Annotated in this window: 26 protein-coding genes and 1 tRNA gene; 11 read left to right on the top strand and 16 right to left on the bottom strand. The window is 66.0% G+C overall.

Annotated elements, in window-relative coordinates:
* Positions 1-82 precede the first annotated feature (82 nt).
* From A5782_RS01080 to A5782_RS01070, 3 genes are all read left to right on the top strand, one after another.
* Positions 83-1,042: a metallophosphoesterase gene (locus tag A5782_RS01080; RefSeq protein ID WP_067093809.1), complete on the top strand. Its 960-nt coding sequence runs from the start codon at positions 83-85 to the stop codon at positions 1,040-1,042.
* Positions 1,039-2,145 (top strand): PLP-dependent cysteine synthase family protein, encoded by a 1,107-nt coding sequence (locus A5782_RS01075; RefSeq protein WP_067093806.1) that lies wholly within the window; start codon positions 1,039-1,041, stop codon positions 2,143-2,145. Before A5782_RS01080 ends, A5782_RS01075 begins: the two co-directional genes overlap by 4 nt.
* Positions 2,146-2,206: 61 nt before the next feature.
* Positions 2,207-2,280, top strand: a tRNA-Pro gene (locus A5782_RS01070).
* Positions 2,281-2,353: 73 nt separating this feature from the next.
* Here the strand turns inward: A5782_RS01070 and A5782_RS01065 are convergent.
* The 3 genes from A5782_RS01065 to A5782_RS01055 are packed head-to-tail and all read right to left on the bottom strand — an operon-like array spanning position 2,354 to position 5,278.
* Positions 2,354-3,367 (bottom strand): hypothetical protein, encoded by a 1,014-nt coding sequence (locus tag A5782_RS01065; RefSeq protein ID WP_067093804.1) that lies wholly within the window; start codon positions 3,365-3,367, stop codon positions 2,354-2,356.
* Between the two features lie 14 nt (positions 3,368-3,381).
* Positions 3,382-4,701 (bottom strand): peroxidase, encoded by a 1,320-nt coding sequence (locus A5782_RS01060; protein WP_067093869.1) that lies wholly within the window; start codon positions 4,699-4,701, stop codon positions 3,382-3,384.
* A 19-nt stretch (positions 4,702-4,720) separates the two neighbouring features.
* On the bottom strand, positions 4,721-5,278 hold the full coding sequence (locus tag A5782_RS01055) for a hypothetical protein (protein ID WP_067093801.1): 558 nt from the start codon (positions 5,276-5,278) through the stop codon (positions 4,721-4,723).
* 298 nt (positions 5,279-5,576) lie between these two features.
* On the opposite strand from A5782_RS01055, the gene A5782_RS01050 reads away from it, so the two are divergent.
* Complete coding sequence (locus A5782_RS01050; RefSeq protein WP_067093799.1) at positions 5,577-6,266, top strand: GAF and ANTAR domain-containing protein; 690 nt, start codon at positions 5,577-5,579, stop codon at positions 6,264-6,266.
* Between the two features lie 77 nt (positions 6,267-6,343).
* Here the strand turns inward: A5782_RS01050 and A5782_RS01045 are convergent, their stop codons facing one another.
* The 3 genes from A5782_RS01045 to A5782_RS01035 form a co-directional block, all read right to left on the bottom strand.
* Positions 6,344-6,991 carry a restriction endonuclease gene (locus tag A5782_RS01045; RefSeq protein WP_067093796.1) on the bottom strand — a complete coding sequence of 216 codons (648 nt, stop codon included), beginning with the start codon at positions 6,989-6,991 and terminating at the stop codon, positions 6,344-6,346.
* Between the two features lie 160 nt (positions 6,992-7,151).
* The gene (locus A5782_RS01040) at positions 7,152-7,454 is read right to left on the bottom strand and encodes a DUF4193 domain-containing protein (protein ID WP_067093793.1); all 303 of its coding nucleotides are present in this window, start codon (positions 7,452-7,454) and stop codon (positions 7,152-7,154) included.
* Positions 7,455-7,671: 217 nt separating this feature from the next.
* Positions 7,672-7,986, bottom strand: a complete 315-nt coding sequence (locus A5782_RS01035; RefSeq protein ID WP_067093791.1) for a hypothetical protein — start codon at positions 7,984-7,986, stop codon at positions 7,672-7,674.
* A 220-nt stretch (positions 7,987-8,206) separates the two neighbouring features.
* Here A5782_RS01035 and A5782_RS01030 point away from each other — a divergent pair, with 220 nt between their 5' ends.
* Entirely contained in the window at positions 8,207-8,905 is a 699-nt protein-coding gene (locus tag A5782_RS01030; RefSeq protein ID WP_369815568.1) for an HAD family hydrolase, read from the top strand.
* A 14-nt stretch (positions 8,906-8,919) separates the two neighbouring features.
* Here the strand turns inward: A5782_RS01030 and A5782_RS01025 are convergent, their stop codons facing one another.
* Positions 8,920-9,420 (bottom strand): DUF6328 family protein, encoded by a 501-nt coding sequence (locus A5782_RS01025; RefSeq protein ID WP_067093785.1) that lies wholly within the window; start codon positions 9,418-9,420, stop codon positions 8,920-8,922.
* A 255-nt stretch (positions 9,421-9,675) separates the two neighbouring features.
* On the bottom strand, positions 9,676-10,044 hold the full coding sequence (locus A5782_RS01020) for an STAS domain-containing protein (RefSeq protein WP_231986559.1): 369 nt from the start codon (positions 10,042-10,044) through the stop codon (positions 9,676-9,678).
* A gap of 170 nt (positions 10,045-10,214) precedes the next feature.
* Between A5782_RS01020 and A5782_RS01015 the strand changes: the two genes are divergently transcribed.
* The 6 genes from A5782_RS01015 to A5782_RS00990 all read left to right on the top strand — a co-directional run bounded on the left by A5782_RS01015 (position 10,215) and on the right by A5782_RS00990 (position 15,860).
* Positions 10,215-11,105 (top strand): STAS domain-containing protein, encoded by an 891-nt coding sequence (locus A5782_RS01015; protein WP_067093779.1) that lies wholly within the window; start codon positions 10,215-10,217, stop codon positions 11,103-11,105.
* Positions 11,106-11,127: 22 nt separating this feature from the next.
* Positions 11,128-11,517: an STAS domain-containing protein gene (locus A5782_RS01010; RefSeq protein WP_067093777.1), complete on the top strand. Its 390-nt coding sequence runs from the start codon at positions 11,128-11,130 to the stop codon at positions 11,515-11,517.
* Positions 11,507-11,917, top strand: coding sequence for an ATP-binding protein (locus tag A5782_RS01005; protein WP_067093774.1), 411 nt, complete (start codon positions 11,507-11,509; stop codon positions 11,915-11,917). Before A5782_RS01010 ends, A5782_RS01005 begins: the two co-directional genes overlap by 11 nt.
* 46 nt (positions 11,918-11,963) lie before the next feature.
* Positions 11,964-12,536, top strand: a complete 573-nt coding sequence (locus A5782_RS01000) for a SpoIIE family protein phosphatase (protein WP_197694061.1) — start codon at positions 11,964-11,966, stop codon at positions 12,534-12,536.
* The gene (locus tag A5782_RS00995) at positions 12,533-14,749 is read left to right on the top strand and encodes a SpoIIE family protein phosphatase (RefSeq protein WP_067093767.1); all 2,217 of its coding nucleotides are present in this window, start codon (positions 12,533-12,535) and stop codon (positions 14,747-14,749) included. The genes A5782_RS01000 and A5782_RS00995 overlap by 4 nt, the downstream gene beginning before the upstream one ends.
* Positions 14,750-14,837: 88 nt before the next feature.
* Positions 14,838-15,860 carry an iron-containing redox enzyme family protein gene (locus A5782_RS00990; protein ID WP_082942728.1) on the top strand — a complete coding sequence of 341 codons (1,023 nt, stop codon included), beginning with the start codon at positions 14,838-14,840 and terminating at the stop codon, positions 15,858-15,860.
* Here the strand turns inward: A5782_RS00990 and A5782_RS25065 are convergent.
* The 8 genes from A5782_RS25065 to fdh all read right to left on the bottom strand — a co-directional run bounded on the left by A5782_RS25065 (position 15,787) and on the right by fdh (position 24,474).
* Complete coding sequence (locus A5782_RS25065) at positions 15,787-16,041, bottom strand: CDGSH iron-sulfur domain-containing protein (protein WP_082942727.1); 255 nt, start codon at positions 16,039-16,041, stop codon at positions 15,787-15,789. The genes A5782_RS00990 and A5782_RS25065 overlap by 74 nt on opposite strands.
* A complete protein-coding gene (locus tag A5782_RS00985) occupies positions 16,038-16,727 on the bottom strand; it encodes a HemK2/MTQ2 family protein methyltransferase (protein WP_067093762.1) in 690 nt (229 codons plus the stop codon). Before A5782_RS00985 ends, A5782_RS25065 begins: the two co-directional genes overlap by 4 nt.
* Before the next feature lie 106 nt (positions 16,728-16,833).
* Positions 16,834-17,388, bottom strand: a complete 555-nt coding sequence (locus A5782_RS00980) for a type 1 glutamine amidotransferase domain-containing protein (RefSeq protein WP_067093759.1) — start codon at positions 17,386-17,388, stop codon at positions 16,834-16,836.
* A gap of 36 nt (positions 17,389-17,424) precedes the next feature.
* On the bottom strand, positions 17,425-17,838 hold the full coding sequence (locus A5782_RS00975) for a malate dehydrogenase (protein ID WP_067093756.1): 414 nt from the start codon (positions 17,836-17,838) through the stop codon (positions 17,425-17,427).
* A gap of 184 nt (positions 17,839-18,022) precedes the next feature.
* Entirely contained in the window at positions 18,023-19,009 is a 987-nt protein-coding gene (locus A5782_RS00970; protein ID WP_067093753.1) for an LLM class F420-dependent oxidoreductase, read from the bottom strand.
* A gap of 71 nt (positions 19,010-19,080) precedes the next feature.
* A complete protein-coding gene (gene nrfD, locus A5782_RS00965) occupies positions 19,081-20,166 on the bottom strand; it encodes an NrfD/PsrC family molybdoenzyme membrane anchor subunit (RefSeq protein ID WP_067093751.1) in 1,086 nt (361 codons plus the stop codon).
* Positions 20,163-21,158: a 4Fe-4S dicluster domain-containing protein gene (locus A5782_RS00960; RefSeq protein ID WP_067093866.1), complete on the bottom strand. Its 996-nt coding sequence runs from the start codon at positions 21,156-21,158 to the stop codon at positions 20,163-20,165. The genes nrfD and A5782_RS00960 overlap by 4 nt, the downstream gene beginning before the upstream one ends.
* Positions 21,133-24,474, bottom strand: coding sequence for a formate dehydrogenase (gene fdh / locus A5782_RS00955; protein ID WP_231986558.1), 3,342 nt, complete (start codon positions 24,472-24,474; stop codon positions 21,133-21,135). Before fdh ends, A5782_RS00960 begins: the two co-directional genes overlap by 26 nt.
* Positions 24,475-24,482: the final 8 nt, after the last annotated feature.

The raw sequence follows: 24,482 nt of genomic DNA, 5'->3' as shown, positions 1-24,482 counted from the left end.
AGATGTGTATAAGAGACAGCCCCGTAGGCGTCGTGACGCAAGAGATATGCTGCCGGCCCGCGACCGGTATTAGGCTGCCAACATGGCTGATGTTTTGCCCGTCCTGATACGTGCCGGCGTCGCCGCGCTCGGTTCGAGCGTCGCCGGCCTCGGTTATGCCGCCGTCATCGAGCGCAACGCATTCGTCCTGCGCGAGATCACCATGCCCGTGTTGACCCCGGGCTCGACTCCGCTTCGGGTGCTGCATATCAGCGACCTCCACATGACGCCCGGCCAGCGCCGCAAACAGGCATGGCTGCGGGAGCTGGCCGGCTGGGAACCGGACCTGGTGGTCAATACCGGCGACAACCTGGCCCACCCCAAGGCGGTCCCGTCGGTCATCCAGGCCCTGGGCGATCTGCTGTCGCGACCGGGTGTCTTCGTGTTCGGCAGCAACGACTATTTCGCACCGAAGTTGAAGAATCCGCTGAACTACGTGACCAACCCGTCGCACCGGGTTCGCGGTGAACCGCTGCCCTGGCAGGATCTGCGGGCGGCGTTCACCGAGCGCGGCTGGCTCGACCTGACCCACACGCGGCGAGAGTTCGAAGTGGCGGGTCTGCACGTCGCCGCCGCGGGCGTGGACGACCCGCACCTCGACCGGGACCGCTACGAAACCATCGCGGGCCCGGCCAGTCCGGCGGCGAATCTGCGGCTGGGACTGACCCATTCGCCCGAGCCCAGGGTGCTGGACCGCTTCGCCGCCGACAACTATCAGCTGGTGATGGCCGGACACACACACGGTGGTCAGGTGTGCTTGCCGTTCTACGGCGCGTTGGTGACCAACTGCGGTCTGGACCGTTCGCGCGCGAAGGGTCCGTCCCGCTGGGGCGCGCACATGCAGTTGCATGTGTCCGCCGGGATGGGCACCTCTCCGTTCGCGCCGGTGCGGTTCTGCTGCAGGCCCGAGGCGACCCTGCTGACGTTGATCTCCACCCCGATGGGCGACCGCGGCGCGGCCAGTGATCTGAGCCGTTCGCAGCCAACAGCATCGGTGCGTTGACCGACCAGACCGGGATCGCGGTCCGCAGCCGCTCACGTGCGTGGACGGACAACGCGATTCGGCTGATCCAGGCCGACGCCCGCCGTAGCGCCGACACCCATCTGCTTCGCTATCCGCTGCCCTCGGCCTGGGGCACGGGCGCCGGGGTCGCGCTGTATCTCAAGGATGAGACCACGCACATCACCGGCAGCCTCAAGCACCGGTTGGCCCGCTCGCTGTTCCTCTACGCGCTGTGCAACGGCTGGATCGACGAGGGCACTACGGTGGTCGAGGCGTCATCGGGTTCGACGGCGGTGTCGGAGGCCTATTTCGCGGCCCTGCTGGGTCTGCCGTTCGTCGCCGTGATGCCGGCGGCAACGAGTACGTCGAAGGTGGTGCTGATCGAAGCCCAGGGCGGCCGTTGCCATTTCGTGCAGAGCGCCGGCGAGGTCTACGCCGAGGCCCAGCGGGTCGCGCGCGAAACCGGCGGGCACTACCTGGATCAGTTCACCAACGCCGAACGCGCCACCGACTGGCGGGGCAACAACAACATCGCCGAGTCGATCTTCGAGCAGATGCGCGAGGAAAGGCATCCCGTCCCGGACTGGGTCGTGGTGGGGGCCGGCACCGGTGGGACAAGTGCCACGATCGGGCGCTACATCCGTTACCGCCGGCACGCCACCCGGCTCTGCGTCGTCGATCCGGAGAACTCCGCGTTCTTTCCCGCCTACGCGCAGGACCGGGACGACGTCGTGATGCCCACCTCGTCGCGCATCGAGGGCATCGGCCGGCCGCGGGTGGAGCCGTCGTTTCTGCCCGGCGTGGTCGACCGCATGGTGGCCGTCCCGGACGCGGCCTCAATCGCGGCTGCGCGGCACGTCAGCGCCGTGATTGGGCGCCGGGTGGGACCGTCGACGGGCACCAATATGTGGGGTGCGTTTGGCTTGCTCGCCGAGATGGTCGCCGACGGCCGCAGCGGTTCGGTGGTCACGCTGCTCGCCGACAGCGGCGACCGCTACCGCGACACCTATTTCAGCGACGAGTGGGTGACGTCGCAGGGACTGGATCCGAGGGAGCCGGCCGAGGCGCTGGTCGAGTTCGAGCGATCGTGCTCCTGGACGTGACCTGGCGCACCGCGGTTTGGCCAGTCGATGGCCCGGTGCGATAGGCTGTCGAAGCTTCAAGCGGGGTGTGGCGCAGCTTGGTAGCGCGCTTCGTTCGGGACGAAGAGGCCGTGGGTTCGAATCCCGCCACCCCGACTCATGTTGCCGCAGTTCGCGGCGACACCGAGCGTCGGACATCAGCAGGACGACGGAGCGAACTTGCGCTCCATCACTTCATCGTCGCCAGGTTGTGCCAGAAGTTTTTCAGGCTGTCGGTCCCGCCGAACAATGTCGTGAAATTCGTGGAGTCGACGAGCACGATGTCACCGGCTCGTTCGGCGACCGGCGGCATCCAGATCAATGCATTGAATTCGCTATTGCCCGCTTCGGTAAAAGGATGTGGCCGTTTCGGATCGACGCGTTGCCTGCCGAGCACGCGCAGCAGATCGCTCTCGGGAGCGGTGAGCGCGTAGTGCGGCAGGTGCGGATGAAAGTTCAGCGTCGTGACGTTGTTCAGCAGCCCCGGCGCGTCCAAATCGCGGAAGCCGGTTAACGGTGCGATCTGGTCGGTTCCCTCCACCAGAGCGGGACGCAATCCCCATGTGTTGTGAACGGGAACGTCGAGCGCTTTGATCAGCGAGCGCGTGTAGGCCGTAAATCGTTGTTGTCGCGGCACCAGCGGATCCCCATGGTGCAGGTATTCGATCTGACGCTGGGCCATATCGTCGGTGAAGCCGACATCGTGGTGCGGAGCCAGCAAAAGGCAGGTGCCTTCTCGCTTCAGCCACTCACGTATGGCGGAGATTTCTTCGGTATCTGCTTCCTCTTCGCCGACGAGGTGGTCGAGCCCGAACACCATGAGGGTGTCGGTGTCGGCCAATATCCGTTCGTCGATCGCCTGCTGGTAGCCGGCTTGGTCAATGCGCTGGAACACTGCGACCGGATGGCCGGTCGCCTCGCCCGCCAATTCCTGGAACGCCAGCGTCGAGCGGTGGAAAAGCTCCAAGGTGCCGGCGATGCCCGCCAAGAAATGCGCCTCATCCCATTCGGGTCCTTCGTAATGGGGCCATGCCGCTGCGCGCACTTCGGTCATCGTCGAAAAGCGGTTGTCCAATGCGTGCAGGTCGCGTTGGGATTCCCACGGGTAGCTCCACGTCCAGTAGATGCTGATGCGTCGTCCGCTCGTGCGCGGGCGGGCGACATGGGTTTGGTTGTAGGTGCGAGCGGCGGGCAGTGTGCTCATGATGGTTCCCCGGGTTATCGGTCGAGCGTGGCGAGGTATCGCATGGCGTTGATGCCCGGCAGGAAGAAATACGCCCCACTGGTCAGCGTCGTGAACGCGGGGAGTCCCTTGAGGACTCGACGAATTGGCCGCTTCGGTATCTTGAATTCCATTGTGCGGTCTTGCATTCCGCAGATCGGATCGTGCTCGTTGCCAAGCTCGTGGAACGTGCGGTCATTGATCCATACGTTCTGGGCGAATTCGAACTGGCGGATGAGGCTGGCGCAGATGATGAACGCGGCAATGCCGCGGTCCGCCCCGTCGTCGGGCGCACCGTCGGCAAGAGCCGGCCCATAGGTGGCCCCGCGCCGAATCATCCTTCGCCGGTTCATGTTGTGCGCGGTGTCTCGCGGGTTGAGCCGTCGAGCGTGAGCACCCAAGGGACACGCGTATCCGAGCGGATCCATCTCCTTGTAGTTGAAGTCGTTGTTGCGCATAGGGTCCGCGCCCAGTTCGGGATCATCCCTGTCGGGGGCGAGCACCAAGGGGGCGCCGCTACGCCAACGGCCCATGAATTTCGCCGCCAACAGCTCTTCTTCGTCGGGCGTATCGGCCTGCGAATGGATGTAGTCGCGAAACAACGCGACGTGTTCTTGTAGCCGTCGGTAGGCAGCGTAGGTCCCGTTGCGCGACAGGACGGCCGGCTGGGGCAAATTGGCTACCGGTCCGAATTCATCGGGATAGCCGAGGATGAACTCGCCCGCCTTCAGCGGCGCTCCCGAGCCGGGTGTGGGCTCCTCACCCGATCCTTCTATCACCGGCTGCGACAGGCGATCTCGAAAGCCGAAGTGGTCGTGGGCGTAGTTGAACGGAGGTGTCGCATTCAGATCCAGGTACGACAGCCGGCGCACGCCCGCACACCTTTTCACCAGGTCGTCGTGCGCCTGGGTGGCGCGGGCGTGTTCGGCGTTGTCTCGGGCGAACAGGATCGCAATCGCGTGCAGGTCGTCGCCGGCCAGTCCGCCTACCCAGTTGTCGGGGTGGTTGCGTCCCGTGTCGCCGAGAATGTCCGCCCTGGCGGACATGCCTTGCCGGAACTCCTCCGGAAAGCTCGCGAGAGCCTCCTCGGGCACGCCGAGCGCCCGCAGGCCGCGCCAGGTGAAACCTAGGGTGACCCAGCGCTTGGTGTCGTCCATGGTGTCTCGCACCGACGCGGCGGACTCCACGACATCCACCAATTCGGACAGCCACGCCCGACCGGCCACCGGACTGTCGAACGAGAGAAACTCGTAACGTCCGGTCAGGGCCGGGGTCCGGGTCAGCAGGATGTGCTGGATGTCGTCGAGCTCGAGCATCTGCACACTCCGACGGGCCTCATTGCATCTGATCCAGCATGGTGCCGAACGCCGCTTTCAGCCGCAACGCCTTCTTGATCTCGTCAGCCGTGACATAGGGGTATTCGCCGTACTCCAAGAAGCTCGGGCACTGATGCTCGCGAACGAACTCGACGAAGGCATCCGGGTTCTCGCGCCAGTCTTCGGGGAAACCCTCGAGGTTGGTGAAGACGGTGGTGATCCCGGTCTGGCTGAACAGCTGGACCGCGTCCTCGGTGTACTTGTCGAAGTCAGTGTCGAAGATGCCTTGATACTGGAAGTGCAACCCCGACCCGACGTCGAAGAGCTGCCAGCGTAAATAGTGCAGCCGCAACGGTGCCAGCACTCCGGGATTGGCTTTGACGGCTTCTTCGATCTGCTTGCCGTAGGCGCGAACGGCGTCTTCCCGGCCATCCTTGACCTTGGCGATGATGGAAAAGCCATAGCAAGCGGGGGTGCGGGGATAAACCGGCCCGTAACGACCGCGTTCAAGCTCGAAATAGCCCTCCTTGGGGATGGCCATGGCCGCGGGCTTGATCCACTCGTCGTCGCTTGCCATCGTTGTCGCTCCAAAGTCAGGCCGGTGCGCCGGACGCTACCACCTGACTTGGCCAGTGCAAGCCCCATCGACGGATGGCGGCCATCGCAGCCGTCAAGCGCATCTTTCGTGGACCGGTGTCGTGGCAATCGTCCGAAACCGGGCCGATATAATGGGTCTCACCGTAATGCTGAGCAAACAGCATTGACATTTCGTCGCCGTCAAAAACTCCAAGTGATCGCCTTGCGAGACCGCAGGCTTGCTGAAACGGCGCGGGGTACTGCCTGCTACCGGTCTCGACGCATGAGGGCGACATTCAGTGACCAATTTTGACGATCTCACCCTGCTCACCGACGTTCTGCGCGCCATCTATTCGGCGGACACGACGGACTTTCCCCAGGTGCTCGACGACCTGACCACGGCCGCCGCGCGCTGGGTGCCGGGGGCTCAGGAAGCGGGCATCACCGTCACGAGTCGGCAGAACGAGATCAGCACCCCGTCAGTCACGCACGACTGCGCCCGGTTGCTCGACGAGTTCCAGCAGCGCCACCTGGAAGGGCCCTGCGTGCACGCCGCGTGGACCCGGAAGGTCGTCGTCATCGACGACCTAGGTAGCGACGCGCGCTGGCCGAAGTATCAGGCGGACGCGCTCGCGCACACACCGATTCGCAGCGTCCTATCGCTGCCCATGTTCGCCGATGAGCTGAGCATGGGAGCGCTGAACTTCTACGCCGAACGCCCGCAGGCCTTCTCCGAAGATTCCCGGCGGACTGCCGCCATCTTCGCAACGTTGGGCGCCCTGGCATGGAGCAACGTCGTGCGCACCCAACAGTTCAAGGAAGCCCTGAGCACCCGGGACACGATCGGACAAGCCAAAGGCATCCTCATCGAGCGCTACGACCTCGACGAGGAGACCGCCTTCAATACCCTGACCAAACTGTCGCAGAGCATGAACACCCCGCTGCGAGACATCGCGCGCCGGGTGATCGAGGATGCGACCGGGCGCTGACGCCGCGCGGTGCGCGCCCAAATCCAGGAACGAAACATATAGTGGCGCAGGGAGTCTCACGGGTAGCGCGCCCGCCGCTAGGCCTCCCACTCCGGCTCCAGCCGCGCCGGCCTGGAGTGGGGCGTGACCCCGGGTGTGCGCCGCGAACCCCGCACGGGAATGGGCGCGATTCGCGTCCAGGTCTGCAATTGGGTGCGCCCCACCAAGCGGCACCGGTGGGTGATGGCCAATTGGCGAGCCGCCTTGGTGAAGCTCTGGTTGGTCACCACCACCGTCCGGCTGCAGCCATGGTGGCGCGCCCCGGACACGACCTGCTGGACCGCGGCGACGCCCACCGCCTTCGCCAGCCTTTTGCATTGAACGGCCATGCAGGCGCCGTCTTTCTTCGCGATCAGGTCCACGCCGTAGTCGCCCGTGCTCGCCGTGGGCGTCACGCTGTAGCCCGCGATGCGAAGCTGTGCCGCAACGAATTCCTCGAACTCGGTCCCGGACATCCGATCGATGGCCAGCAACCCGGATTTCGCGCATCTGAGGTCTCGTCGACGCTGCGCGTCGGCCTGGTAGCGATCCCGTTGCACCGAAAGCCACCACAGGATGGCCACCGCGACAGCCAGCCCCCCGAGGCCGGCCGCGCATCCCGCCGGCAAGCTACCGGTGGCCTGCTGCGTGAAATACCAAGGGAGCGCTAATCCCAGCACGAGGAGCGACCCGAGTATCTTCTCCATCACTCCTCAACGTGCCGTTTGCGCCGACGCGGGCTTGTCCGATGAACCTAGTGGATGCCTCCGACATCCAGCGCAATCCAGCGCAGGTTCGCAGTCGCGCCGCGGCACGCGGGCAGTTCGCCCCCGGTCCGGTGAGCTTTGCGCCGGGGACCGAGCGGTGTTACGCGCAGTCGACGCACACCGGAAGGCCGGAGCTGGAGCCACGCATCCGGCTGCGGTGCTGCACCAAAAAGCAGCTCGAACAGGTGAACTCGTCGGCCCGCTGGGGAATCACCGCCACCGACAGCTCTTCCCCGGACAAGTCGGCGCCCGGTAGTTCGAAGAAGTGCACATCGTTGGGGTCCTCGTCGACCACGGCGGCGGCAGGCGCCTGCAGGGTCGGCGCCAGGTCTCGAAGCGAGGACTTGTCCTGGGTGTCGGCGTCGGATACACGGCGTGCGTCGTAGTCAGTGGTGGTCGCCATTGGGGTTCCTTCCTGCCATGGAACGGGCTGACGCACTTTCCTGTACTCACCCGTGGCGCAGGCAGTACCCCGTTCGAGGGTTGGCTACACCAATGCGACCGAAATAAATGCCGGATCTACCCGCTCGCCGTGCGGATCGGGCGTCTGACACCGATACCAAGGCGATGCCGCGGTCGATCAGGCACCAGTCGCTACGCGACGGGCAAACCGCGGGCGCTCAGCTGCTGGGCGGTGGGGCGGGCTGGTCGGAATGCGCGGCGTGCCAGTGCAGTTCGGCGTCACGGACTTGGCGGTGGGTGCGCAGCAGCCAGGCGGCGCTGAGCGCGCCCAGTACGACGGCCACGATCAGGGCGATGGCGCCGCCCACCAGATGGCCTGCCGCCACGGCGCACAACCCCACGGTCAGGGCGATAACCGCGACGGCCGAAGCGGCGAGGCCGGGGGCGTTGGCGCCGTTCTTGATGGATCCGGCGTGCTGACGAGTGGTGCGGGCATGGTCGACTGGGGCGTTCTTCCGGTAATCCAACGTCATTTCCTCGTCGAAAACGATTGCGTATCAGCACTATCCACATCACCTGCGGTTGCGGCCCACCCGCTGACAGGGGCTGGGAAACCGCCGCGATGTCGCCTCACCATCGGCGGGTACCCGTCGACTCAGGGCGCAAACGAAACTCGGACCGTGTCAGCCATGCCCGGCATGGGTATGCCGGGCAGATGACTTCACGACCACACCCGGGCACGGGTCCCGATGCCTGGAGCCTGCCCTGACAGCGCGTGGCGGCAGCCCCGCCGTCCTGTTCGACGTCGACGGAACCCTGGTGGATTCCAACTACCTGCACGTCCATGCCTGGCGGCGTGCGTTCGAGGCCGAAGGCATGGTGGTGGCATCGTGGCAAATCCATCGCTGCATCGGCATGGACGGATCCAGGCTGGTGCGGAAGCTCTCCGATGACGCCCCGGCCGATGTGCAGGAGCGCCTCAGCGACAAGCACAGCCGGTACTACCGGGAGATCACGCCGCTGCTGCAACCTCTGCCCGGCGCCCGCACCCTGCTGCGTCGCGTCGCCGAGCTGGGCTTACAGGTTGTGCTGGCCAGCTCGGCGCCCGAAGACGAACTGGAAATCCTGCGCAAGGTGCTCGATTGCGACGACGTCATCTCCGAGACGACGTCGTCTCGCGACGTCGACACCGCCAAGCCGGAACCCGGCATCGTGCGGGTGGCGCTGGACCGCGCCGGCGTGGATGCCGAGCACGCCGTGTTCGTCGGGGACGCCGTATGGGACGCACACGCCGCGGCCGGCGCGGGATTGCCGTGCATCGGACTGTTGAGCGGAGGCATTGCCCGCGCGGAGCTGCAGGAGGCAGGGGCCGAACCCGTCTTCGCCGATCCGAGCGACCTGCTGGAGCACCTGGAATCCACCCGAATCGCGGCGCTCGTGCCCGGCCGCTGACCGACGAGTTCGCGTCAGTCGCCGTGCGTCCGCAGCATCAGCGGCAGCACCCACCAAAAGAATGCGAACAGCGGCAGCGCACACGCTCCGGCTATGAGGCCCACGGTTCGCCCGGCCACCGCGGCGAAAATGATCGTGGTCAGGCCGATCACCGCCAGGCCGAGCAAGCCCAGCCCGGCATAGGCGCACCGGTGTGCGGCCGACACGAGGACTTGAAGCCGATGCCGCCGGAAAAGCATCCGGTGCATGGCAACCGGCGCGATCAGCAGGACGGTCGCGCACACCGCACACACCACAGTGGCCAGATAGACCACCCGCATCGGCGGCCCCAGCACGTCGAAGCGCTGCTGGAACGGCAGTGTCAGCAGGAACCCGGTCAGCAGCTGCACCCCCGTCTGGACCACCCGCAGCTCCTGCAGCAGGCTGTTCCAATTGCGGTCCAGCCGTTGAACTTCGGTTTCGCCTCGCGCACGGCGATCCCACCGCTGGTCGGATTGCGGATGGTCGACGTCCATAGCCCCGATCATCGCACCTGGGCGGCGTGTGGACGCCGCTTCGGACGGACCCGCCCTCGATAATGGTTTCGCCATGGGAAATTCGACTGAATTTCGGCACCGGCGGCGTTCTCCGGGGGAAAGGCGGAATAAGTCCCGAAATCAATCGAATAAGGACTCGGGCTCGGCGCATTCTCGCCAAACATGTTGTCAGGCAAGCGATGGGTACGGCGGGGCGGGCCGGCGACGCGGCCTGCGCGCCGGACGGTTCGGTCGCTAGCCGTTGAGTTTGCCGTCCCGCACCCCGGTCAACGCGTCGTCGAGCGTCGGGTACAGCGGGAAGGTCTTGTCCAGACCGGTCAGGTGGATCGGCCTGCGGGTGGCCGGGCCGCGTGCGACCACGCCGAACCCGGTCTGCTTGCCCAGCTTCTCGTAGGTCGCCGCCAGGATCTTCAGACCCACCGAACCGAGGAACTCCACCGCGGAGAGATCGATGACCAGCGCTGTGGGGCTGTCCGCGACGACCGCGCTGATGGCTTGTTCCAGGGCGGGAGCCGTGACCAAATCGATTTCGCCGCTGACACTGACCACGGACACCCCGTCGTGGTCCTCAACCAACGTGGTAATCGAATCAGGAGCTGACAATGGCAATCCTTTGTCCTGGGCCGTGGCGTGGTTCAACCCTAGCCTGCCGTTACGAACTGCGAGAAGAATATGCCCTCTACACGTGCCCCGCGACAACCCAGGCTAGTCTCCCCAAAAGGAACTGCAGACCGCAGGGCGCGACGTGTACTCGGGAGGCCTTGGGAGGCCATATGTCAGATTCGTCGTCGGATTTCAACAGTACCGGCACCGTGGGCATTTCCAGCGAGGAGCTCCTTCCCCAGCTAGTTCAGCATCTGCGGCAGAATCGAACCGTTCTGCGCGAGGAATGGGCCCGGCGCATCACCGAGGCCGAGCTGCTCACCGCGATGACTCCGGAGGAGCTCTTCTCCGAGGCGACGGCCGTCTATGACAACTATGTCGAGGTGCTCGAGACCGGTAGCGTCGAGGCGCTGCAGGCCTATGCGCGCGACCTGTCGGAACGCATCATTCCGCGAGGCGTAGAGACCGACGAGGTGCTGGGCATCGTCTTGCTGCTGCGTGACGTGCTCGCCCGCTCGCTGTTCGAGAAGTACCAGACCGAGTTCGAGATGCTCAACCGCGTCCTCGACGCCTACGAGCCCGCGGCCAACCGCATCGCCAACACGGTGGGCGTCAGCTTCGTCCAGGAACGCGAACGCATCATCCGCCAGCAGCAGGAGGCCATCCGCGAACTGTCGACGCCGGTGCTGCAGGTGCGTGAGCAGCTGCTGATCCTGCCGATCATCGGGGTGCTGGACAGCCAGCGCGCCCGCCAGGTCACCGAACAGCTGCTGCGGGCCATCCGCGCGAACCGCGCGAAGGTCGTGGTCATCGACATCACCGGTGTACCCACCATCGACTCGACCGTGGCCAACCACCTGGTGCAGACGGTCGACGCCTCGGGGTTGATGGGTGCCAGCGTGATCATCACCGGTCTGTCCTCCGAGATCGCGCTGACGCTGGTGACCATCGGGCTGGACCTGTCGAAGATGAACGCCGTCGGCGACCTGCAAGGCGGCATCGAGGAAGCCGAACGCTTGCTTGGTTACGAGGTCACTCGCACGGGCGAGCAGACCGGATAACCGCAATCGACACGAGCACCCCATGCCAGTACCGATCCTGAAACAGGGCTCGATTCTCATCGCGTCGGTACAGGCCGCCCTCACCGACTCCGACGCCGAGCGCCTGCGCTACGACCTGATGGAGCGGGTCAGCCAGTTCCGCGCGCAGGGCATCATCGTCGACGTCACCGCCATCGATGTCATGGATTCCTTCGCCGCCCGGTCGCTGCGGACGATTGCGCACATGACCCGGCTGCGCGGCGCGGACACCGTGATCGTGGGCTTGCAGCCAGAGGTGGCCTTCGCGATGGTCCAGCTGGGCCTTGCGTTCGACGACATGAAAACCGCGCTGGATCTTGAAGAGGGCCTCGCGCTGCTGAATCGCCAAGGTGGAGTGGGGAAGTCAACGATCGGGCCCGACGGTGGTGGCTGATATCGTCGTCGCCATCGACAACCCTGACGACATCGTCGAAGCCCGCAAAGCCGGACACCAACTCGCCCTCGACCTCGGATTCTCCCTCACCGACGTCACGATGATCGCCACGGCAATCTCGGAAATCGCGCGGAATATCACCAGCTATGCCGGCCGCGGCGCCGTTCGGGTCGCCATCGCCGATCGGGAAGGACGCAAGGCCCTGGTGGTGCGTGCCGAAGATCAGGGCCCCGGCATCGCCGACATCGAGCGGGCGATGGAAGACGGATACACGACCGGACGGGGCCTGGGTTTGGGCTTGCCGGGCGCCCGCCGCCTGATGGACCGGTTGGTCGTGGAGTCCACCCTCGGCCAGGGAACCGTCATCGAAATGTGGAAATGGGTCCCTCCTCGTGCATGAAAGCGGTCGTTTCGGACCTATCGAGTGGGCAAGGGCGGGTCGGCCATTGCCCAGCGAGTACACCTGCGGTGATCGGGGTATCGCAGTCGATATCGACGGTACGGCCGCGCTGTTCGGGGTGGTGGACGGTCTCGGCCATGGGCCGGCTGCCGCAGAAGCCGCGCTGCGGGCCGTCGATGCGGTAACGCGCGCCAGTTCCGAGCGGATCGAAGTCTTGATCCAGCTCTGCCATCGTGTGTTGGTCGGCACCAGAGGAGTCGCAATGACATTGGCCCGGGTGGATTTTGAGGCCAACACGCTGACTTGGACCGGCATCGGAAATGTCACCGCCGATCTGGTGGCCAAGGCACCAACCGGTGTCCATATCCGGTCCAGTGCACGACTTACCGGCGGTATCGTCGGCTACCGGATTCCGGAAATCAGGCCGGCGCAGGTCATCCCCATCCGCCCCGGCGATCTGATGATGATGAGCACCGACGGAATCGTCGAAGGTTACCTGGACCACATCGACTTCTCGGCCTCGGCTGTCGCCATCGCCGAAGGACTCCTCAGCAAGGACGCGAAGGAGACCGACGATGCGATGGTGCTGGCGGCGCGTCACAGGGGAGTAACAATTTGAGCGACCACAACGACTTTCACGATCAGTACGAGGCCGCGCTACGCGCCTATCTGAACTCACATGACGAGGCCAGCCTTTCGATCGGCAATGAGCTCGGGCGCAGGGCGCTAAAGGAACAGATCAGCCTGCTCGACATCGTCGAGCAGCACGTCCGGCTGGTCTTCGAAATTTCGCAAGACGTGCGCATCGACGCTCCGATCGCGCTGGAGTTCCTACTGCAGCTGCTGGTTCCGCTGGACGTCGCAACGCGCGGCTTCATCGACGGCAACAGGCGCTACGCCGAGCAGCGGGCCCGCGCCGAGGGACTGGCCGACCGCGACAAATTCCGTACCGCGCTGGTCAATTCGTTGCAGGAAGGGTTTTTCGTCGCGGATCACGAGGGCTCCGTGGTCGAAGTGAACAGTGCCTTCACGGAGATCCTCGGATTTCCCAACGAGGGTTTGCCGTACAAGTGGCCGCACCCCTGGCTGGTCGACACGAAGACGGCGGCCGAACAAATAACACGGGTTCTCAGCCACGGCAGGGCCGACTACGAAACACCGATCCGCCACGCCGATGGACGTTTGGCGTGGGTGAAGGTCAGCATCAGCGCGGTCAAGGAATCCGGCAGCGATCGAGACGCCTACGTCGGAACGATCCGTGACGTCACCGCCGAACGTGCCTTCGCGGCCCGCGAAAGTGCGGTGCTGCGCCTGGCCACCGCGGTGGCGGTCGCCAAGAGCGTGGACGAACTGCTGTCGACCACGCTCGACGAGTGCAGCGCCGCAATCGATGTGCAACGGGTGATCGCGGTCTCGTGGCCCAATGGCGAAGGCGACCCGACGGTCCAAGTGGCGGGCGAGCCCTCGGTCTCGTCATGGCGGCAGCTGGATCCGTGGTTGTGCAACACTTTTCAAGACGCGCGTCAACAACTGCCGTTGACAGCGAAAACGATTGAGGTGCCTGATAATCCCGGCAAGGTACAGGGCCTGGTCGCGGTGCTCTCCGGCTCCGGCGACCTGGCGTTGTGGCTGGAGCTGCGCACACCTCGGTGGGTCAGCGGGGAGGATCGGCTGCTGGTCACCGTGCTGATAGGTCACCTGAGTCTGGCCATGCAGCACGTGCGCCAGTTCGAGAGCGCGCGGGAGACGTCGCTGACGTTGCAGCGGGCCATGCTGCCACCGGTGCAGCCGCCCCCGGGCTTCGCCGTGTGCTACGAACCCGCGGTGCCGCCCTTGGAGATCGGCGGTGACTGGTATGACGTGTTACCGATCGGTGAGCACCGCATCGGCATCGTCGTCGGCGACTGCGTGGGCCGTGGCCTGCCGGCCGCCGCCATCATGGGGCAGCTGCGCAGCTCCGCGCGGGCCCTGCTGATCAACGGCGCCGAACCCGCCGTGCTGCTCGATCAACTCGACTCGGCGGCATCGCTCATTCCGAATGCGTACTGCACGACGGTGTTTCTGGCGATTCTGGACACCGAGACCGGGGCCCTGCAGTACAGCAATGCCGGCCACATGCCGGCCGTGCTGGCCGGGCCGGAGCCCGGTACGACGACGCTGTTGACCGATGCCGCATCGGTGCCGCTCGCGGTCCGCCGGAAGGAACCGCGCCCACAGACCACTCAGCTACTGCCGCCCGGGTCGACGCTAATGCTGTTCACCGACGGGCTCGTCGAACGCAAGTACGAGTCGATTGACGACGGAATCGCCCGTGCAGCAGACGTTCTGGCGCAGACCATGACGGCGCCGTTGGACACCATCGCCGATGTGGTGCTTCGTAAGCTCGCTCCGGCAGCCGGGTATGACGACGACGTCGCGATGGTGATCTACCGGCACCACCAGACACCGCTGCGAATCGAAACCAGTGCCACCGCAGACCAATTGATCCGCATCCGGCATCGGTTGGCGGACTGGCTGCGTACCGCCGGCTTGACGGATGACCGGGCGGCCGACATCGTGTTGGTCGTCAATGAGGCGTGCACCAACTGCGTTGAGCACGCCTACCGTGGATTCGCCGCCGGAATCATGTTGCTCGACGTCAGCCTTGCCGACGATGCCGTGCGCACCCGGATCACTGATTTCGGGTCGTGGAAAGCGCCGGCCATCAGCCCGGACCACGGCGGACGCGGCTTGCCGCTGATGCGGCTTCTCAGCGACTCCGTGGAGCTCGACAACACCGCCACCGGCACCATCGTCGACATCACCTTCCGATTGCCGACAGAGGGCGGTTGAGGCGGGTGATGGGCGGTTCGCGGCTGCGGCACCGCCGTTTGCCTACCCCCCATAGCGGGTAGACATCGGCGTGACCCCCGCATCGACCATGACCGAACCCATATTGCCTGCGGCACACGGGCCGCTGTCGACAGCCGTACGTTGTGCGCTGGCAGGCCCGTCTTCGGTCGATCACCTGACGCGCATCGGCGCGTCTGTGCGTGATTCCGATCCCTACGGTCTGGATCTGCAACTGGCGCTGTCCATGTGCTACGAGTTGCACTACCGCGGCCTTGCCGGTGTCGACCCGGAATGGGAGTGGAACCCCGCCCTGCTGGGGCTGCGCGCCGAACTGGAACGCGTGTTCCTGGCCGGCGTACGCCGCGACGTCGGACACATCGACCCCGATCACACGGCGGCGGCCGAGATGGAAGCGATCACGATCGAACCCGTTGACGGCACCGGCCCGTCGTATTACCTGCGCGATACCGGAACGTGGCAGCAGATGTGCGAATACTTCGTGCACCGCTCGCTGTATCACCTCAAGGAGGGCGATCCGCACGCGTGGGCCATTCCACGCCTGACGGGAGTGGCCAAGGCGGCATTCGTGGCAGTCGAATTCGACGAGTACGGCGCCGGGCAGGGCGCGCGGCTGCACCAGCAGCTGTTCGCTGATCTGCTGTCGGCGGCCGGTCTGGATGCGACGTACTGGGGTTACGTCGACGCGGTGCCCGCCGAATCCTTGGCGGTGGTCAACCTCATGTCGCTGTTCGGGTTGCACCGCTCGTTGCGCGGCGCAGCGATCGGGCACTTCGCCTCGACGGAGATCACCTCACCGCCGGGATCGCAACGGATGGTCAAAGCCTTGCGGCGCTTACAGGCACCGGCCGCCTGCGTCGAGTTCTACAGCGAGCACGTCGAGGCCGACGCGGTGCACGAACACGTCGTGCGCATCGATGTGGTGGGCGATCTCGTCGCGCAGGAGCCTCGGCTGGAGCAGGACGTCATTTTCGGCATCCGTGCCCATGCTGCGGTGGAAAACCGCTTGGCGGAACGGATTATGACGTCGTGGCAGCAGAATCAGACGTCGTTGCGGAGGCCGCTGGAGCGGACGAGCGTCCCGACGTTTTGAGTCGGCGGCACCTGCGATGGCTGGTGTCGCACAGCGGATAACGGTCACTGCGGCGGCACGTGCAGATCGCCACCATGAATCGGTCGGACTCGACGACCTCGCCATCGGGCATCTCGATCCGCACCGGACCCGAGACCAGGACCGGCCCGTTGGGTACCACCTGCACCCGGGTAGCGGTCATCGCTTCTCGGCGCGGATCACGATCAGTTCTTCTTCCCGCCGGCCGCGGGGTATCAGACCGACGTCCTCCAGCCATTTCGCCCGAGACGACATGACGGGCCCGAACGGGATCCATTTGGAGGCAATCACTTTCGCGTCCATCCCGGCCCACTTCAGGGAATCCAGCGACTGTTGGACACCGGCGAGGGCCGAATGCACCAGCAGCAGGGATCCACCGTCGCGCAACAGCTTTGGCACCGACTCGCACAGCGGGTCGAGGATCATCCGGCCATCCACGCCGGCGTTCCAGGCCCATGACGGTCCGGCAGTCGGGCAGATCTCTTCCATCTCGGCACCGGGCGGAGTGGGCACATACGGCGGGTTTGACACCACCACATCGAACGGCGCGCAATCCACCGCGGCTATCCAGGACCCTTCGCGGACGTCGACCTCCACACCGGCGACCGCGGCGTTTTCCCGTGCACAACGTACCGCCTGCGGGCAGATGTCGAAGGCCGTCGCAGCGGTGCACCCCATCGCCGCGGCCGCGATCGCGACGAACCCGCTTCCTGTGCAGAGATCGAGAACGCGGCGCCCCGGGATCAGACCGGAATCGTGCATCACATCCACCAGCAATCGAGAGTCCTCTTGCGGCTGGTACACGTTGGGAACCGGTGAAACAGCGGGCTCGGGATACGTGGTTGTCACTGTTAGCCTTTCGAGAACCCTACAAGAACTGCCGCTGATCACGGCCTGGCGGGATAATGCCCGCAAACCGGTGAATTCAAACGGACCAGCCGCAAAGTCTTGGGGGCTAACCCGCCGTCGCATGTGCGAATTGCTTGAGGATTGTCGCGCAGAACGCCGGGAGGTCCGATGGCGAGCGGCTGGTGATCAAATTGCCGTCGACCACGACCTCTTCGTCTACGACGTGGGCGCCGGCGTTGCGCAGATCGGTGCGGATACTGGCGTAGGAGGTCAGCGTCCGGCCCACTGCCACACCGGCTTCCGCCAGCGTCCATGGACCATGACAGATAGCCGCCACCGGTTTGCCCGACCCGACGAAATCACGGACGAAGGACACGGCGGAACTGTCCATGCGCAGTTTGTCCGGATTCACGGTGCCGCCCGGCAGCACCAGACCGTCGAATTCGTCCACCGAGGCCTCGGATACCTTTCGGTCGACGGAGAATGTTCCGGCCGGTTCGAGATCGTGGTTACGCGCCTGGATCTCGCCGTCCTTCAGGGACAGCAGCTGGACCTGGGCGCCGGCCTCCTGCAGCGCAGACCGCGGCTGCTCGAGCTCCACTTTTTCCACGCCGTCAGCCGCCAAGATCGCTATCTTCTTACCTTGCAACTCTTTTGACATCGTCGCTTCCTTCCTGCGATCGCCGATTTCTTTCGCCTAAAGTGCTCGTAGCTGGGCAGCGCCGCGGCGACCCCCGTTGCCCGTGGTACGCAACGCCGTATAGAGATCGAGTCCGGCGATCCCGGAGAGGACTGCGGCCGAGACGGTGCCCTGCCGCCGTCGCCCCGGGCCACGCGCGGCCACGCCCGCGATCAGCAGCGCCATGTCCAGAACGTCGCCGGCCACCCGGGTCCACACCAGCTTGGCGGGACCGCCCAGCAGCGCCGCGCCATGACCACATTCGCGCACCCCCAGTGCGCGAATCACCCGCCGTGACCGGTCGGTATCGTCCACGCCGGCGATCGCGGCGACTTTCGCCGGGGCGACGAGTTCACTGACGCCCAGGCCGAAACTGGCGCCGCTGAGGACCTTGACGAGCGCGTTCGTGGTGCCATCGGTGTCACCGCTCATACTCACTCCCCTGCTTTGCCGGAACGTGGATACCTGCGCGCCGACCGCGCGGCAGCAGTTTGCGGGGTTAACGCCCACCGGGACGCTCGAATTCGACCCCCGCCCCCGACGTACCGACACGCGTCGGCTGGCCTGCGCGCGACTGCGACCCGGATACCCGGGCGGGAAGCGGTCAAACCTGCGATCAGTTTGCTGCGTCGCGCAAAGCCGCGAGCAAAGGCTCAGCGGCTTCGGAGAGGAACCTTTCCTGGGTTTCTCCACCGATCTGCACGAGCGCGATGTCGGTGAACCCCGCTTCCCAGTAGGGCCGCACGCCCTCGACGATCTCATCGAGGTCAGGACCGCACGGAATGGTCTCCGCCACGTCTTCGGGCCGCACGTATTGGGTTGCGCCGGCGAAGCCGGCCGGCGTCGGTAGGTCGGCGTTCACCTTCCAGCCGCCGGCAAACCAGCGGAACTGGTCGTGCGCACGTTTGATCGCCGTGTCGCGATCGCGGTCCCAGGACACCGGTATCTGACCAACCACCCGCCCGCCGCCGGCGAGATTGGCGGCTTGGCGAGCACCGTGCCAGGCGTCGACCAGTTCCTTCTTCGGCTCCGTCGCGATCAGGTGGTCGGCCAGCTTGGCGAATTTGTCGACCGCCTTGGTGCCCCCGATGGCCACCCCGATGCCGACCGGAACATCCGGCACGTCCCACAATCGGGCCGAATCGACCTGGAAATAGTCGCCGGTGAAGTCCACCAGTTGGCCGCCGAACAGCTCGCGGATGATTTTGATGGCCTCGCGCAGCATGTCTTGCCGGCGCGTGACGGACGGCCAGCCTTTGCCGACGACGTGTTCGTTCAGATTTTCGCCGCTGCCCAAGCCCAGGGTGAACCGGCCGTCGGACAGGATCTGGACGGTGGCCGCCTGCTGGGCGACGACGGCGGGGTGATACCGCATGGTCGGGCACGTCACATAGGTGTAGAGGTCAACCCGTTCGGTGGCCTGTGCCACCGCACCCAGCACTGCCCAGGCGTTCGGCGCGTGCCCTTGCGAGGTGAGCCACGGCGAAAAGTGGTCACTGCACACGTGAAAGTCGAAGCCGCGCTCTTCAGCCGAAACCGCATACTGGACAAGGTCTTTGGGTCCACTCTGCTCGGTCATCAAAGTGTAGCCAAAATTAGTCATGCGCCATGGAGTACCCGGCTACACCGGGGGCAAACGACGTCAGCGTCCTGCGTCGCCTGGCGCCCGCGCTCTCAGTCCGCGGTGGTGATGGAATCCCCGGTAACGCCGGCCGCCCGGCGGGCGGCGAGCCGGCGCTTCTGCGGCTCGATCGTGTAGCGGGGGTCCCCGGCCGAGTCCTTGCCCGCCTCGAAGAAGCCGAACCTCAGCATCGCCGAGGCCGTCAGCAACATCAGGCCGGACAAGGCTGCGACACCGCGGTGCCGGCCGCCCAGTAGCGCGCCCAAACCGCCTGCGGCGGCGAGCCATTCGCTGGCCTTCAGCAGCCGGCCGGGTGTGCCGTGGTGCAGCGGTTCCCTGGTCACCGGGTCCATCCGGTGCTCGGTGAACCTGGCGGAGATCAGGTCACCGATCGCGCCCATGACGGCCAGCTTGCGGGCGGGTCCTGCCTCGGCGACCGGTGTGGTGATCATCGCCAGCCCCGATGCGGCCAGGCTCGCGGAGCTGACGAACACGAACGGCAGGTCTCGATACGCGGCGTTCCACGTCGGCGTCGCGGTGTCGGTGAGCAGCACCGCGGTGTAGACGGCGAGCGGTGCCGCGAAGACGGCGGCTTCCAATCCGGCCGGTCCCTCCACGGCGCGCAGCACGGGCCGCAACGGGCCCAACGGGATTCGCTCGCCGGTCATCCGGTCGACCTCGGCGGCCGCGGCGACCCCGATGCCGACGGAAAAGAAGCTGAGGATCCACGAGCCGATGCTCATCGGCGAGGTCAGCTTGATCGTCCGCAGCATGTTGACGAAGCGCTCGGGCCGGCCCAGGTCCTTCACCAATGCGACCGCGCCCAGCGCCACCGCGATCAGAGCGGACAGCCTTGTGTTGCGGCGCAGGGTGTTTCGTCCGGTGAGCTGGGCGCCGGCCGCCAACAGACCGGACCCGCCCGCGACGCCCCCCAAGAACAGGTACGCCGCCACTTCGTGTCCCCACGGCGCGGGCTTGACCACCGGACGTCCGTAATACGAGGTGAACTCGGCCTCGGGCACCATCGGCATCTCGCGTGAACCGTCTGCGCCGCCGCGCCGGCCCGCGCGCCTGCCTTTCCGGCGCTTGCCGCCCTTGGGCTCGGGCGGACGGAAGCTGTCGAATTCCGAGGTGCTCATCGGCTCCTCCAAAAGGCCAGCACGGCCGCCCCGACCATGCCGGCCGCGGCCATGCTCGCCCGCTTGAACATGGTCGGCAGGTCGGCCGTGCACACCCGCGGATCGGGGGGCAGGCCGTAGACCTCGGGTTCGTCGAGCAACAGGAACACCGACCCGATGCCGCCGACGCCGTCGTTCTCATTGGCCCCGTAAAGCCTTGCCTCGGTGCGCCCTTCGGCGTGCAGCTGCGCCACCCGTGCGCGCGCTTGGTGCACCAGCTCGTCGTGATTGCCGAATTTGATCGACGTCGTCGGACAGGTCTGGGCGCACGCCGGTACCTGGTCCTCGACCAGGCGGTCGTAGCACAGCGTGCACTTCTGGGCCACTCCGGTGGGAAAGTCGGTGACGGATTCCTCTTTCGGCCGGCCCGGGCGCTCGACCGGCGTCGCGTACGTGCCGTCGCTGCGGCGTTCAACCACGCCGAACGGGCAGCCCGCCACGCATGTTCCGCAGCCGTTGCAGACGTCATGCTGCACCACTACCGTGCCGAATTCGGTGCGGAACAACGCGCCCGTCGGGCAGACGTCCAGGCAGCCGGCGTGCGTGCAGTGCTTGCACACGTCCGACGACATCAGCCAACGGAACTCCGGGGTATACAGCGGCTGCGAAACGGGTTCGCTATCAGCCGATTTCGCAGCGCCGGGCAGGGCAGGCATGCCCAAATTGATCAGCGCGCGGCCGGATTCGCGTGCCTCCTCGATCCGTTCGCGCCCCTGCTCGATGAAGGCCACGTGCCGCCAGGTGCTGGCGCCCAGCGCGCCGGTGTTGTCGTACGACGACCCCAACAGCTCCAGCTCGCCGTCGCGCGGGTTGCGGTTCCATTCCTTACACGCCACTTCACAGGCCTTGCAACCGATGCAGATCGAGGTGTCGGTGAAAAAACCCTTGCGCGGCTTGGCATCTTCCCAACCAGCAGCCGCGGCCGGGTCAGTCGGTTCGGTCAGCTGACCCATCGGCCCTCCTCGTGTCCTGTGACCCCACGATGTCCCAGACCGCGTCGTCGACCCGTACATTGTCGGTCTCGGTGGTGACGCCCGAGCGTGATTGGTATTCGGCGATCAAGCGCAGCAACTCCTCGCCGTGCGGGCGGCGGCCTGGACGGATGTCGCACGACCCCGCCTTGGACTCCTGGATCTGCACGTTGGGATCGAGCGTCACACCGAGAAGGTCGTTGGCCGCGTCCCCGCTGACCAGCGCGTCGCTGCCGACGCCCCAGTGGTAGGGCAGCCCGATCTGATGCACGGTGTGGCCGTTGATGACCAGCGGGCTCACCCGTTTGGTGACCAACACCCGGGCTTCGATCGCGGCGCGGGGCGAGATGAGGGTGGCCCACCCGTAGGGCTCGAGTCCGCGTTCGGCAGCCAGTTCCGGGGACACCTCGCAGAACATCTCCGGTTGCAGCTCCGAGAGGTAGGGCAGCCACCGGCTCATGCCGCCGGCGGTGTGATGCTCGGTGAGCCGGTAGGTCGTGAAGACGTAGGGGTAGACCTCGGCACCGGGGTCACCGGCGCTGGGTGCGCTCAGATTGTCCTTGCGCGGGAACACGATTCGTGCCGGGTTGCGCTGCTGCGGATACAGCGCGTTGGTGACCGGTGACTCCTGCGGCTCGTAATGCGTGGGTAACGGCCCATCGACCAATCCCTTCGGCGCGAACAGCCAGCCCTTGCCGTCGGCCTGCATGATGAACGGGTCGTCCCCGGCCAGCGCGTCGGGCCCGCCGAGGTCGGGGTCGGGCCGGCTGCCGGGCGCCCGGTCGGCCACGAAGTCGGGCACGTCGTAGCCGACCCACCTGCCCTGCGTCTCGTCCCACCAGACGTAGCGCTTGCGCTCGCTCCACGGCTTGCCGGCCGGGTCGGCCGACGCGCGGTTGTAGAGCACCCGCCGGTCGGCGGGCCACGCCCAGCCCCACTCCGACTGGCTCGGCGACTCACCGCCGTGTGGCACCCGGCGCGCGGCCTGATTGGTGGCGTCCGCGTACACCCCGGTGTAGATCCAGCACCCGGCGGCGGTTGAGCCGTCGGCGCGCAACTCGGTATACGACGTCAACGGTTTTCCGGCGTCGGCGCCGGTGACCCGATACCCGTTGACCTCGGCCAGCACCGCTTCCCCATCGGGTTCGCCGTGCTCGTCGGTCGGGTAGTCCCACGTCAGGTCCAGCAGCGGCCGGTCGCGCTCGTCGGTCGAGCCGGCCAGCCGTTGCCGGATCCGCCTGCCGAGCTCGTAGAAGAACTGCAGTTCACTCTGGCACTGGCCCGGCGGTTCGACGGCCTTGTGCCGCCACTGCACCAGTCGCTGTGTCTGGGTGAACGATCCCGCTTTCTCCACGTGTGTTGCCGCGGGCAGGAAGAACACCTCGGTCTCGATGTCCTCGGTCTTGAGTTCGCCCGACGCGATCTCCGGTCCGTCCTTCCACCAGGTGGCCGATTCGATGAGGTTGAGATCGCGGACCACCAGCCACTTGAGATGCGACATGCCCATGCGCTGCAGGCGGCCGTGGGCCGAACCGACAGCGGGGTTCTGCCCGAGCAGGAAGTAGCCCTCGACCTCGTCGTCCAGCATCCCCATCACGGTTTGATAGGTGCCGTGCGGGCCGGACAACCGCGGCAGGTAGTCGTAGGCCCAATCGTTGTCCGCGGTGGCCGCATCCCCCCACCATGCCTTGAGCAGGCTGACGGTGTAGGTATCGGCGTCGGCCCAGAACCCTTTCTGTTTCTTGGACCCGACCGCGTGGAGGTAGTCGGCAAAGGTGTCGTGCATGCCCGCCTTGGGCATCGGCAGGTAGCCGGGCAGCAGGTTGAACAGCGTGGGGATGTCGGTGGAGCCCTGAATGGTGGCATGGCCGCGTAGCGCCATGATGCCGCTGCCGGGGCGCCCGACGTTGCCCGTCAGCAATTGCAAAATCGTTGCGGTGCGGATGAATTGGGCGCCGAGAGTGTGCTGGGTCCAGCCGACGGCGTAGGCGAAGCAGGTGGTGCGCTCGCGCCCGGAGTTCTCCACGATGGATTGGGCCAGATAGTCGAAATCCTCGCGGCTGATACCGCACACGTCCTTGACCATCTCCGGGGTGTAGCGGGCGTAGTGGCGCTTGAGGATCTGGAAGACCGTCCGCGGATGCTGCAGGGTTTCATCGCGCTGCACCCGGGCGTGCGCCAGCGGCGGACCCCCGCTGCCATGCTCATCACCCGCCGCGCTCGGCGAGGCGGTGGCACCGTGCGAGTGGCCGCCGCCGGCGGACTCGACCTGGCCGTTCCCGTGTTCCTCATAGGCCCACGTCGACGTATCGTAGTGCCCGGTCTCAGGATCGAAGCCGGAGAACAGGCCACCGAGATCCTCGGTGTCCCTGTAGTTTTCGTTGATCAGGGTGGCGGCGTTGGTGTACGCGATCACGTACTCCTTGAACCAGAGGTCGCGTGTCAGGACGTGGTTGATCAGCGCACCGAGCAACACCACATCCGAACCGGCCCGGATCGGGATGTGCCGATCGCAGACCGCCGAGGTGCGGGTGAAGCGCGGGTCGACGTGGATTACCCGGGCGCCCCGGGCGCGAGCCTCTTCCACCCACTGGAACCCGACCGGGTGGCACTCGGCCATGTTGGAGCCCTGGATGACGATGCAGTCGGCATTGGCCATGTCTTGCAGTGATTGGGTGGCGCCGCCGCGCCCGAAGGAGGCTCCCAGACCGGGAACCGTGGCGGAGTGTCAAATACGAGCTTGGTTCTCGATCTGAATGGCGCCCGCGGCGGTGAAGAGCTTCTTGATCAGATAGTTCTCTTCGTTGTCCAGCGTCGCACCGCCGAGGGCGGCGATACCCATGGTGCGGCGCAGCAGGTTGCCCTTTTTGTCGATGTCCTGCCAACTGTTGCGGCGCGATTCCACGAAGCGGTCGGCGATCATGTCGATCGCGGTGTCCAGCTCCAGGGGTTGCCATTCGGTCGCCCGCGGCGCGCGGTAGAGCACCTGCAGCTGACGTCCGGGCGAGTTCACCAACTGCTCACTGGCAGAACCCTTGGGGCACAACCTTCCTCGCGAGATCGGCGAATCGGGATCGCCCTCGATCGCGACGACCCGCTCATCCTTGACGTAGACCCGCTGCCCGCAGCCGACGGCGCAATACGGGCACACGCTCTGCACGACGCGGTCGGCTGTCGTGGTGCGCGGGGCCAGCGCGCGGGTGTGTTTGGAGGTCACCGCTGAGCCGCGGCCGAGCTTGTCGGTCGAGCGCAACTGACGCAGGACGGGCCATTCCAGAAACACCTTGCGCAGGGCCATGCCCTCAC

The organism is Mycobacterium sp. 852002-40037_SCH5390672, assembly GCF_001665875.1.
Lineage (GTDB): Bacteria > Actinomycetota > Actinomycetes > Mycobacteriales > Mycobacteriaceae > Mycobacterium.
The sequence above is the reverse complement of the archived record's forward strand: the minus strand, read 5'-3'. Positions and strand labels throughout refer to the sequence as shown.

Coding starts and splice junctions, on each gene's coding strand:
- A5782_RS01080 (WP_067093809.1), top strand. CDS start 83: ATGGCTGATGTTTTGCCCGTCCTGATACGTGCCGGCGTCGCCGCGCTC.
- A5782_RS01065 (WP_067093804.1), bottom strand. CDS start 3,367: ATGAGCACACTGCCCGCCGCTCGCACCTACAACCAAACCCATGTCGCC.
- A5782_RS01060 (WP_067093869.1), bottom strand. CDS start 4,701: ATGCTCGAGCTCGACGACATCCAGCACATCCTGCTGACCCGGACCCCG.
- A5782_RS01055 (WP_067093801.1), bottom strand. CDS start 5,278: ATGGCAAGCGACGACGAGTGGATCAAGCCCGCGGCCATGGCCATCCCC.
- A5782_RS01045 (WP_067093796.1), bottom strand. CDS start 6,991: ATGGAGAAGATACTCGGGTCGCTCCTCGTGCTGGGATTAGCGCTCCCT.
- A5782_RS01040 (WP_067093793.1), bottom strand. CDS start 7,454: ATGGCGACCACCACTGACTACGACGCACGCCGTGTATCCGACGCCGAC.
- A5782_RS01035 (WP_067093791.1), bottom strand. CDS start 7,986: ATGACGTTGGATTACCGGAAGAACGCCCCAGTCGACCATGCCCGCACC.
- A5782_RS01025 (WP_067093785.1), bottom strand. CDS start 9,420: ATGGACGTCGACCATCCGCAATCCGACCAGCGGTGGGATCGCCGTGCG.
- A5782_RS01015 (WP_067093779.1), top strand. CDS start 10,215: ATGTCAGATTCGTCGTCGGATTTCAACAGTACCGGCACCGTGGGCATT.
- A5782_RS01010 (WP_067093777.1), top strand. CDS start 11,128: ATGCCAGTACCGATCCTGAAACAGGGCTCGATTCTCATCGCGTCGGTA.
- A5782_RS00990 (WP_082942728.1), top strand. CDS start 14,838: ATGACCGAACCCATATTGCCTGCGGCACACGGGCCGCTGTCGACAGCC.
- A5782_RS25065 (WP_082942727.1), bottom strand. CDS start 16,041: ATGACCGCTACCCGGGTGCAGGTGGTACCCAACGGGCCGGTCCTGGTC.
- A5782_RS00980 (WP_067093759.1), bottom strand. CDS start 17,388: ATGTCAAAAGAGTTGCAAGGTAAGAAGATAGCGATCTTGGCGGCTGAC.
- A5782_RS00975 (WP_067093756.1), bottom strand. CDS start 17,838: ATGAGCGGTGACACCGATGGCACCACGAACGCGCTCGTCAAGGTCCTC.
- A5782_RS00970 (WP_067093753.1), bottom strand. CDS start 19,009: ATGACTAATTTTGGCTACACTTTGATGACCGAGCAGAGTGGACCCAAA.
- nrfD (WP_067093751.1), bottom strand. CDS start 20,166: ATGAGCACCTCGGAATTCGACAGCTTCCGTCCGCCCGAGCCCAAGGGC.
- A5782_RS00960 (WP_067093866.1), bottom strand. CDS start 21,158: ATGGGTCAGCTGACCGAACCGACTGACCCGGCCGCGGCTGCTGGTTGG.